The organism is Mycobacterium sp. E740 (assembly GCF_001672895.1).
GTDB lineage: Bacteria > Actinomycetota > Actinomycetes > Mycobacteriales > Mycobacteriaceae > Mycobacterium.
In genome coordinates, this window is record NZ_LZKP01000155.1 from 20,393 (window position 1) to 32,344 (window position 11,952).

The window sequence follows — 11,952 nt, forward strand, 5'->3', positions numbered from 1 at the left end:
ATGGCCGACCACCGGACTGGCGACTGCCGTCGTCCGAGCGAATATTCTGTCCACCGTGTGTGGACCTCTTACTGAGCCGCACAGGGCGCCTTTCTCATGGCCGTGAGCGCAAATCCGCAGCGTCGAATCAGCTCCGAAAGCGGTTCGGTTAATTGACGTACTCGTGGAAGAAGAGCCGCGACCCGGCTCCTTGTCGGAAGTTCAGCAAATCTGCCGCGCCGGCTGAAGCCGGCTGAACCTCGCCTGTCAGGGGGCGTCTGGCTGCCGAGGCTGGGCGGTCCTGCTGTTGCCCGCGCATATCCCCATTGTCGGGGCGCGGCCGGAGAACCAGTAACGGCTAACTGCGCTATTTGAAGACGCACAGTAAATGCTTCTGCGCATTTCTACTCAAGCGGAATCAAAATGCATTATCGGTCGGTTCGGCATGGCTCGGACCGAAGTGCCTCCAGCAGTCAAGAACAGGTTTCGCCGGCATCGCCGGTGCAACTCCGGCACGGCGGTCACGCCGGTTCGGGGGTTGGCGCCGCCGAGTTCACTGAGCTAGGAGAAACCTGGACTCCCAAAGCGGCGAGACACACTTCGAGATGACCCATCACCGCAGGCGATAGCACTTCGCCAGGCTACCGCTTTGGATGCTAGGCTGTGAAGCGCACTACACCTAAAGACTTTGCTGAAAGCCTGAACAGGCCCACCTCGGCTTCAGTATGGTTTGGAGGCGTCCCACCGACTCAAGTAAATTCTGGAGAGCTGTGAGCATCGATGCGTTCGACTGCGCCGACGGCCGTTCCTGGTCTCGGCCGACGTTGGGCGACACAGCCGGTGGCTCGTCTAGGACCATTTCGCAACCGGCTCGCGAGCGGTTCGCGGCAAAGTCCAGCGCCTCGCGGTTTGCACTGCCTCGGACAGAACTGGGTACACATGGCCCAAAGGGGCTGCGGGAGAAGCTCGCCGGGGGCCTCACGCTGACGAGCAAAGTGCCTGACTTGGGTGATTGAGGGGACTTGAATGGAACTCGATGACCGGGTTTTTCCGCTAACGCGGAGACAGTTCGAGATGTGGCTCGCCGAAGAGACGGGCCAGGCCGACGCGACGTTGCATCTCGGCGGGCTCCTGCGGATCGAGGGGCCGATAGACGCGGATCAGCTGGAATCCGCGATTCACCACGTTGTGCGCGAGGCCGAACCGCTCAGAGCCGAATTCTTCCAAGACGCTGGACAGGTCTTCCAGAAGCCGGTCGATCACCCGGTGGTTGAGCTTCGTCGCTATGACCTACTGCGCTCGCAAGATCCGGTCGATGAGGTGCAACGCTTGGCATCCAGCATCCGGCGGATGCCGATGCCGCTGTCTGGCCCGCTGTTCACGTTCACCCTGATGCAGACGCGCGCGGACGAGAACTACCTGTTCGCCTGCTGCCACCACATCGCGGTGGACGGAATCGGCCTCACTCTGGTATTGCACCGGATCGCAGCTGTTTACTCCGCGATTGCTGCCGGCGACGAGATTCCTCCGGCTTTCTTCGGCTCGTTGCAGGACTTGGTTCAATGCGAATCGGAATACGAAACGTCCGGCGAGTATCTCGATGACCAGGCCTACTGGGCCAGTAATCTTCCCGGCGAAAAGCCGCTCGCTCACTCTTCAGTCCACGCTGCCGCGCACGGAAGCGCTGCCGACGACTTTTCCGCACCGCTTCCATTGGATTCGCAGATTCTCGAGCAGATCGACGAATTGTCGCGGAATGTGGGTGTCAGTCGGTCTTCGGTGATCACTGCTGCCTGCGCGCTATTGGTCAGCGCTTATGAGGCCGACCGTTCAGAGGTCGTACTCGATTTTCCGGTGAGCAGGCGCGTGCGTCCGGAATCGCTGGCGGTCCCAGGCTTGATTTCAGGTGTTGTGCCACTCGTCTTGAAGACACCTGCGGATGCCTCCATAGCTAATTTTTGTCGACACGTCAATATTCGGATTCGGGAAGCGCTGCAACACCAGCGGTATCCGGTGGCTGCAATGGAGAGCAGAGCGTACCTCGGCGACTCCAGCCGTGCGTCGAATCGGGTCGTGGTCAATATCATTCCCGCGGCGCATATGGGCCTCTTCGATGGCGCCTTGGCGACGGGCACTCTGACCAATGCCGGTTTCGGGGATCAGGCCGCACTGGTCTTCTTCAGGGATGGCGACCAGCTTCACCTCAGCTCGCTGGGCACCGGCCATCCGACTGCCGAACTCGATGCCGCCGACGTGGCGGATCGGTTGAGTCGCCTGCTGACGGCGATGACGACCGATCCGGAACGGCGGTTGTCCTCACTCGACCTGCTCGACGAGAGCGAGCAGGTCCGAGTCCACGAGTGGGGAAACCGGGCCGTGTTGACCGCCCCGGCGCCGCAGGCGGTGTCGATCCCGGCGGTGTTCGCGGCGCAGGTTGCCGCCGCTCCGGAGGCGGTGGCGCTGACCTGTTCGGGCCGTTCGTGGACTTACGCCGAGCTGGATGCGGCGTCGAATCGGGTCGCGCACCTGTTGGCCGGCCTCGGCGCGGGCCCGGGCCAGTCGGTGGCGCTGCTCTTCTCACGGTGCGCCGAGGCGATCGTGGCCATGCTCGGGGTGCTCAAGAGCGGCGCGGCGTACCTGCCGATCGATCCGGCGCACCCGTCGGCGCGTATCGAGTTCATGATTGCCGACGCCGCGCCGATGGCCGCACTGACCACCACGGCGTTGGCGCAGCGGCTGGCCGGCAGTGGCCTGACGGTCATCGACGTCGACGATCCGTCCATCGAGAGTCATCCGGTCACCGCGTTGCCGGGGCCGGCAGCTGACGACGTGGCCTACCTGATCTACACCTCGGGAACGACGGGCGTGCCGAAGGGGGTGGCGATCACCCACGCCAACGTCACCCAGCTGATGGGTTCGTTGGACGACGAGTGGGCCACCGCAGGCCAGGTCTGGTCGCAATGGCATTCGTACAGTTTCGACATCTCGGGCTGGGAGATCTACGGCGCCTTGCTGCATGGGGGGCGCCTGGCGGTCGTGCCCGAATCGGTGGCCGCCTCGCCCGACGCCTTGCGCGCGTTCTTGATCGACGAGCAGGTCAGCGTGTTCTGCCAAACGCCTTCGGCGGTGGGGATGCTGTCGGCGCAGGGCCTGGACGGGGTGACGCTGCTCGTGGGCGGTGAAGCCTGCCCGCCGGAGGTGGTGGAACGCTGGGCGCCCGGTCGGGTGATGATCAACGAGTACGGCCCGACCGAGGCCACGATGTGGGTGGCGTTGAGCGCGCCGCTGCAGGCGGGCTCGCCGGTGGTGCCGATCGGCGCGCCGCTGCCGGGTGCGGCGTTCTTCGTGCTGGACAGCTGGCTTCGCCCGGTACCGCAAGGGGTGGTCGGGGAGCTTTACCTGGCCGGCCCGCAGCTGGCGGTCGGGTACGCGCGCCGGACTTCGTTGACCGCCTCGCGGTTTGTGGCCTGCCCGTTCGCCGGTGCCGAGGGCACCGGACAACGCATGTACCGCACCGGCGACCTGGTCTGGTGGGGCGCCGACGGGCAGCTGCGCTACGTGGGCCGGGCCGACGAGCAGGTCAAGATTCGCGGGCACCGTATCGAGATCGGTGAAGTGCAAGCCGCGCTCGGCGCTCTGGACGGAGTGGATCAGGCGGCGGTGATCGCCCGCGAAGACCGCCCGGGTGACAAGCGCCTCGTCGGCTATCTCACCGAGACGGAGACCGGGGCGGTCGACCCCAGCACCGTCCGTGCCGCGCTGGCCGAGCGGCTGCCCGGATACATGGTGCCTTCGGCGGTCGTACTGATCGACGCGTTGCCGTTGACGGTCAACGGCAAGCTCGACAAGCGGGCGTTGCCGGCCCCCGAATACCCCGACACCGATCGGTACCGCGCGCCGTCCACGCCTACCGAGGAGATCCTGGCCGGCATCTTCGCCGAGGTGCTGGGTGTCGAGCGGGTCGGCGTCGACGAGTCGTTCTTCGAACTGGGCGGCGACTCGCTGCTGGCGATGCGGGTGATCGCCGCGGTCACGAGGAGCCTGGACTCCGGGCTTTCGGTGCGCGCAGTGTTCGAGGCGCCCACCGTGGCCGAGCTGGCCTCGCGCATCGGCGAGGGCGACGGGCTGGAGCCGTTGGTCGCAGGTCCTCGCCCGGCGGTGGTGCCGTTGTCGTTCGCCCAGAAGCGGTTGTGGTTCCTCGATCAGCTGCAGGGGCCGTCCTCGGTCGACAACTTGGCGGTGGCGCTGCGGTTGACGGGCGCCCTCGACGTGCAGGCGTTGGGTGCGGCCGTTGTCGACGTGGTAGCCCGCCACGAGAGCCTGCGCACGCTGTTCCCGGCCCCGGGCGGGGTTCCCGAGCAGCGGGTGGCGCCGGCCGATGACGTCGAGGTGGGGTGGCAGGTCGTCGATGCCACCGGTTGGCCGGAGCGCCAACTGGAGGAGGCCGCGGGCGCGGTGGCGCGCCGCCCGTTCAATCTGGCCGCTGAGATCCCCTTGCGGGCAACGCTTTTCAAGCTCGGTGCGGACGAGCATGTGCTGGTGGCAGTGGTCCACCACATCGCCGCCGACGGCTGGTCGATCGCCCCGCTGATGGGCGATCTGGGCGCGGCGTATGCCGCCCGGTGCGCGGGACAGCGTCCCGACTGGGCGCCGCTGCCGGTGCAGTATGTCGACTACGCGTTGTGGCAGGGCGCCCAGCTCGGCGATCTCGACGATCCGGACAGCCGGATCGCCGCGCAGCTGGCTTACTGGCAGGACGCGTTGGCTGGTCTGCCGGAACGGGTGGAGCTGCCGACTGACCGGCCGTATCCGCCGGTGGCGGACTACCGCGGCGAGAAGGTGGCCGTGCAGTGGCCGGCGCAGGTGCAGCAGGGCATTGCCCGGCTCGCCGGTGCGAACGGCGCGACGAGCTTCATGGTGATGCAGGCCGCGCTGGCGGTCCTGCTGGCCAAGCTCAGCGCGAGTTCCGATGTGGCAGCGGGCTTTCCGATCGCCGGCCGACGCGACCGGGCACTGGACGAACTGGTCGGTTTCTTCGTCAACACGTTGGTGCTGCGTGTCGATCTCTCGGGCGACCCGACGGTCGCCGAGGTGCTGGAGCAGGTGCGCGCGCGCAGCCTGGCCGCATTCGAGCACCAGGATGTGCCGTTCGAGGTGCTCGTCGAGCGGCTCAACCCCAGCCGCAGCCTGAACCATCATCCGCTGGTGCAGGTCCTGTTGGCCTGGCAGAACAACGCCGCAGGCGAATTGAGACTCGGCGATGTAGAGGTCACCTCGATGCCGGCCGACACCCACACCGCCCGCGTCGATCTGACGTTCTCGTTGGCAGAGCAGTGGAGTGCGGCCGGACAGCCCGCCGGAATCGCCGGGGATGTCGAGTTCCGCACCGACGTGTTCGACGCGGCCAGCATCGAAGCGCTGGTCGAGCGGTTGCAGCGGGTGGTGGTCGCGCTGTGCGCTGACCCGTCGCGCCGCGTGTCGTCGATCGATCTGCTCGACGAGCGTGAACACGTCGACGTGCAGACGTGGGGCAATCACGAAGCGTTGACACTGCCGGTGTCCGCGTCCTGGTCGATCCCGGCGTTGTTCGCCGCCCAGGTGGCTCGTGCTCCGGAGGCAATCGCCATCACGTACGGCGCCCGGTCGTGGACGTACCGCGAACTCGACGAGGCCTCGAACCGCATGGCGCATCTGCTGCGGGGTCACGGGGTGGGGCCCGGACAGCGGGTCGCCCTGCTGTTGAAGCGCTCCGCCGAGGCTGTGGTCTCGATCCTCGCCGTGCTTAAGACCGGGGCGGCTTACCTGGCGATCGACCCGGGTCAACCGGGTACGCGCATGCACTTCATGCTTTCCGACGCCGCTCCGGTGGCCGCGATCACCTCCGCCGGCCTGGCCGACCGCCTGGACGGCCATGACTTGCTGGTCGTCGACATCGGTGACCCGGTCATCGCTGCCCAACCCAGCACCGCGCTGCCCGCACCGAGCCCGCACGACGTCGCCTACCTGATCTACACCTCGGGCACCACCGGCGTGCCCAAGGGCGTGGCGGTCCCACACCTGAACGTGACCCAGCTGCTGGACTCGCTGGACGCGGATCTGCACACGTCGCCGGGCCAGGTATGGACGCAATGCCACTCCTTGGCCTTCGACTTCTCGGTGTGGGAGATCTTCGGTGCGCTGCTGCACGGCGGGCGGCTGGTGGTGGTGCCCGATTCGGTGGCCGCCTCGCCGCAGGATCTGCACGCCTTGCTCGTCAGGGAAGAGGTGAATGTCCTAAGTCAGACGCCGTCGGCGTTCTATGCCTTGGAAACCGCGGATTCGTTGGCCCCCGAGCTCGGGCAACAGCTCAAGCTGGAGACGGTGATCTTCGGTGGCGAAGCGCTCGAACCGCACCGCCTCACGTCTTGGCTTCGCAACCACCCCGGTCTTCCCCGGCTCATCAACATGTACGGCATCACCGAGACCACGGTCCATGCCTCCTTCCGCGAGATCGTCGACATCGACGCCGACAACGCCGTCAGCCCGATCGGATCGCCGCTGGCCCATCTCGGCTTCTTCGTGCTGGACGGTTGGCTGCGGCCGGTTCCGCGTGGTGTGGTCGGAGAGTTGTATGTGGCCGGCCAAGGTGTCGCGTTCGGATACGTGCGCCGGGCGGCGCTGACCGCGACGCGGTTCGTGGCCTGCCCGTTCGCCGGCGTCGGCGCGCGGATGTATCGCACCGGTGATCTGGTGCGCTGGGGCGCCGACGGGCAGCTGCAGTACCTGGGACGTGCTGATGAGCAGGTCAAGATCCGCGGGTACCGCATCGAGCTCGGGGAGATCCAGGCCGTGCTGAGCACCGTCGACGCGGTGCACCAGTCGGCGGTGATCGTCCGCGAGGACCGCCCGGGTGACAAGCGGCTGGTGGCTTATGTCACCGGCACGGGTGACTCCGTCGAGTTGCGTAACACCCTTGCCGAGCGTCTGCCGGCTTACATGGTGCCCGCGGCGGTGGTGGTCGTGGAGGCCCTGCCGCTCACCGGAAACGGCAAGCTCGACAAGCGCGCGCTGCCGGCACCGGAATACGCCGACGGCGACCGCTATCGGGCGCCGGCCGACGCCCTCGAGGAGATCCTGGTCGGTATCTACGCCCAGGTGCTGGGTGTCGAGCGAGTCGGGGTCGACGACTCGTTCTTCGAATTGGGCGGTGACTCGCTGTCGGCCATGCGGGTGGTCGCCGCGGTCAACGCCACCCTGGGCGTCGATCTCGGCGTGCGGACCCTGTTCGAGGCACCCACGGTGGCCCGGTTGGCACCGCGCATCGGAGCGGACGAGGGGCTGGCGCCGCTGCTGCCGGCGGAGCGCCCTGCGGTGGTGCCGTTGTCGTTCGCGCAGAACCGGCTGTGGTTCATCGAGCAGCTGCAGGGGCCGTCGGCGGTCTACAACCTCGCGGTTGCGCTGCGGCTGGATGGGCGGCTGAACACCCAGGCGCTGGGCGCTGCCTGGGCCGACGTGGCGGGCCGTCACGAAAGCCTGCGCACGCTGTTCCCGGCCCCCGACGGGGTTCCCGAGCAGTTGGTGGTGCCGGCGGAGCGGGCAGACGTGGGTTGGCAGGTCGTCGACGCCACCGGCTGGCCGCAGCGCCGGCTGGATGAGGCCGTCGGGGCGGCGGCGCGTCGCCCATTCGACTTGGCCACCGAAATTCCTTTGCGTGCAACGGCTTTCCGTGTCAGTGACCACGAGCATGTGCTGGTCGCGGTGGTTCACCACATCGCCGCTGACGGCTGGTCGATCACTCCGCTGGTGCGGGACCTGGGCGTGGCCTATGCCGCCCGCTGTGCGGGGCGGGCTCCGAGCTGGGCGGAACTGCCGGTGCAGTATGTCGACTACACGCTGTGGCAGCGCGCGCAGTTCGGTGATCTCGATGATCCCGACAGCCGGATCGCCGCGCAGTTGGCCTACTGGCAGGACGCGTTGGCAGATCTGCCGGAGCGGGTGGAGCTGCCGACTGACCGGCCGTATCCGCCGGTGGCGGACTACCGCGGCGCCAAGGTGGCGGTGCAGTGGCCGGTGCCTGTGCAGCAAGCGGTTTCGCGGTTGGCCGGCGAGCACGGCGCGACCAGTTTCATGGTGATGCAGGCCGCGCTGGCGGTGCTGCTGGCCAAGCTCAGCGCGAGTTCTGATGTGGCAGTTGGCTTTCCGATCGCCGGGCGGCGCGACCGGGCACTCGAGGAGTTGGTCGGTTTCTTCGTCAACACGTTGGTGCTGCGGGTGGACCTCGCCGGCGACCCGACGGTCGCCGAGGTGCTGGACCAGGTGCGGCACCGCAGCCTGGCCGCATTCGAGCATCAGGACGTCCCGTTCGAAGCGTTGGTGGAGCGGCTGAATCCGACTCGCAGCCTGAACCACCATCCACTGGTGCAGGTCCTGTTGGCCTGGCAGAACAACGTCGCCGGCGATTTCCGGTTGGGTGACGTGGACGTCACTCCGTTGCCCGCCGACACCGACACCGCCCGCGTCGATCTGACGTTCTCGTTGGCCGAGCGGTGGAACGAGGCCGGGCAGCCCGCGGGAATCGGCGGGGATGTCGAATTCCGCACCGACGTTTTCGACGCGGCGAGCGTCGAAGCGCTGGTCGAGCGGTTGCAGCGGGTGGTGGTCGCGCTGTGCGCTGATCCGTCCCGCCGGATGTCGTCGATCGATGTCCTCGACGAGCATGAGCATGCCCGGCTGCAGGACTGGGGCAACCGGGCCGCGTTGACCCGGCCCGTCGCCGCGCCGGCGCGGTCGATCCCGGAGGTCTTCGCCGCGCAGGTCGCCCGCAGCCCGGAAGCGGTGGCGGTCAACAGCGGCGGCCGGTCGCTGTCCTATCGCGAGCTCGACGAGGCGTCGAATCGGATGGCACACCTGCTGATCGGCCGAGGGGTCAGTCCCGGCGGACGGGTGGCGCTGCTGATGGAGCGCTCGGCCCAGGCCGTCGTGGCGATGCTCGCGGTGCTCAAGACCGGGGCGGCGTACGTGCCGATCGACCCGGCGCACCCCGATGCGCGCATCGAGTTCGTCCTGTCGGACGCGGCGCCGACGGTCGTCCTCACCACCACCGACCGTCGCTCGCGGTTGGCCGGCCGCGACGACCTGGTGGTTGTCGACGTCGACGACCCGGCAGTCACCAGCCATCCGGGCACCGCGCTGCCCGCACCGGAGCCCGGCGACATCGCTTATCTGATCTACACCTCGGGTACCACGGGAACCCCGAAGGGCGTTGCGGTCGCGCACCGCAACGTGATTCAGCTCCTGCAGACGCTCGGCGGCGACGTGCCGACGGCAGGCGTGTGGTCGCAGTGCCATTCCTTGGCCTTCGACTTCTCGGTGTGGGAGGTCTTCGGGGCGCTGTGCAGCGGCGGCCGGCTGGTCATGGTGCCCGATGCGGTGGTGCGTTCCCCCGAGGAGTTGTACGCGCTCCTGGTCAGTGAGCAGGTCAGAGTCCTCAGCCAGACCCCGTCGGCGTTCTACGCCCTGCAGGCCGCTGATGGGCTGGCGCCGGAGTTGGGTGATCAGCTGAAGCTGGAGACGGTCGTCTTCGGCGGCGAGGCGCTCGAACCGGCGCGTCTCACCGGCTGGTTCGATCGGCATCCGGAGCCGCGGCTGTTGAACATGTACGGCATCACCGAGACGACGGTGCACGCCTCGGTACGCGAGATCGTGCCCGCCGACACCCATGCGACGGTCAGCCCGATCGGGGTTCCGTTGGCGCACTTGGGCTTTTTCGTGATGGACGCATGGTTGCGTCCCGTGCCCGTCGGGGTGGTCGGCGAGTTGTATGTGGCGGGCGCCGGTGTCGCCGAGGGCTATGTCGGCCGGGCCGGGCTGAGCGCCGCACGGTTTGTGGCGTGCCCGCTGGGAGCGCCCGGGACCCGCATGTATCGCACGGGCGACCTGGCGTCCTGGGGCGCTGACGGGCAGCTCCGGTACGTGGGCCGCGCCGACGAACAGGTCAAGATCCGCGGATATCGCATCGAACTCGGCGAGGTGCAGGCAGCGCTGGCAGCCCTCGAAGGGGTTGATCAGGCGGCAGTGCTGGTGCGTGAGGACCGCCCCGGCGACAAACGCCTGGTCGGCTACATCACCGGGTGCGCCGAGGTGAGCGGGGTTCGGGCGAAGCTCGGTGAGCGGTTGCCCGCGTACATGGTGCCGGCGGCGGTGGTGGCGCTGGAGGCGTTGCCGATCACGTCCAACGGCAAGCTCGACAAGCGCGCGCTGCCTGCGCCCGAGTACACCGATGTGGACCGCTACCGCGCCCCCGCCAGCGCCACCGAGGAAGTTCTCGCGGGCATCTTCGCCCAGGTGCTGGGGCTGGAGCAGGTCGGTGTCGACGAGTCGTTCTTCGAGTTGGGCGGCGACAGCATCCTGTCGATGCAGGTGGTGGCCCGCGCTCGGGCGGCCGGTGTGGTGTGCCGGCCGCGCGACATCTTCGTCGAGCAGACGGTGGCTCGGCTGGCGCAGGTGGCCACGATCTCGGACGGCGAGACCCAGGAGATCGACGAGGGCATCGGTCCGGTGACGGCTACCCCCATCATCAGCTGGCTCGAAAGCGTGAACGGGCCGACTGACCAGTTCAACCAGACTGTGCTGCTGCAGGCTCCCGCCGGGGTGGGCGAGGCCGATGTCGTGGCGGTGCTGCAGGCTTTGGTCGACCGGCACGCCATGTTGCGGCTGCGCGTCGCCGAGACCGCCGAGGGCTGGTCGTTGCACGTGCCGGAGGTTGGGTCGGTGGATGCCGGCGAGTGCCTGCACACCGTCGACGCGCTGTCCGACGAGGCGCTGGTCAAGGTGCGGTCGCGGTTGAGTCCCGTCAGCGGGGCGATGTTCGGCGCGCTGTGGGTGGCCGCGACCGGACAGCTCGCGCTCGTCGTCCATCACCTGGTCGTCGACGGGGTCTCATGGCGGATCCTGTTGGAGGACCTCAACATCGCCTGGCGCCAACATCGCGCCGGGCAGTCGATCGCCCTGCCGGTGGGCGGGACGTCGTTCGCCCGCTGGGCATCGATGTTGGCCGAGCACGCCCAGGACGCGGAAGTGGTGGCCAAGACCGCCGCGTGGCGGCAGGTGGCCGCGGTCCCGGCGCGCCTGCCCGCGGTGCAGCCGGCGGTGGACACGTTCGCCACGGCCGGCCGCTTGTCGGTGGAGCTGGACGTCGAGACGACCCGGATGCTGCTGGGCGAGGTGCCGACGGCGTTCCACGCCGGGGTGCACGAAGTCCTGTTGATCGGGTTCGGACTGGCGGTCGCGGAGTTCCTGGGGACCGGTCTCGCGCCGGTCAGCATCGACGTGGAAGGCCACGGCCGTGACGGGGACTTGGCCGAAGAGGCGGACCTGTCCCGGACGGTGGGCTGGTTCACCACCAAGTACCCGGTGGCGTTGAGCGTCGGTGGACTGGACTGGTCGCGAGTGAGCGCCGGAGGACCGTCGCTGGGTGCGCTGATCAAAGACGCCAAGGAGCAACTGCGCGAGCTGCCGGACGGGTTGTCCTACGGTCTCCTGCGCTATCTGAATCCGGACGCCGAGCTGCCCGACTCCGACCCGGCCATCGGGTTCAACTACCTCGGGCGCCTCGGCGCGGCGGCCGCCGAGACCTCCGACGACCTCTGGCGGATGAGCCACGACGGCATGTCGCTGACCGCTGTCGCTTCGGACATCCCGATGCCGCTGCTGCACACCGTGGAGCTCAACGCGGCCACCGTCGACACCGACAGCGGCCCGCAGCTGCAGGCCAATTGGACGTGGGCACCCTCAGCGCTGGGCGAGGCCGACGTTATTCGGTTGACTAGCTTGTGGTTTGAGGCTCTGGACGGAATCTGCCAACATGTCAGGGGCGGCGGAGGTGGTTTGACCCCCTCCGATATCGCCGTCAACCTCAGCCAACAACAGATCGAGGAGCTTCAGCGGCAATATGCAAATCGCTGACATACTGCCGCTTACCCCTCTACAGCACGG

General features: G+C 67.9%; 1 protein-coding gene. It reads left to right on the plus strand.

Annotated features, from left to right (window positions below; all coding sequences use genetic code 11):
* Window positions 1-1,053 precede the first annotated feature (1,053 nt).
* The gene (locus tag A5663_RS14650) at window positions 1,054-11,922 is read left to right on the plus strand and encodes a non-ribosomal peptide synthetase (protein WP_068150226.1); all 10,869 of its coding nucleotides are present in this window, start codon (window positions 1,054-1,056) and stop codon (window positions 11,920-11,922) included.
* The last annotated feature ends 30 nt before the right edge of the window (window positions 11,923-11,952 follow it).

What these genes read in the sequence shown, in the direction of transcription:
- A5663_RS14650 (WP_068150226.1), top strand. Translation starts at nt 1,054, where the DNA reads ATGTGGCTCGCCGAAGAGACGGGCCAGGCCGACGCGACGTTGCATCTC.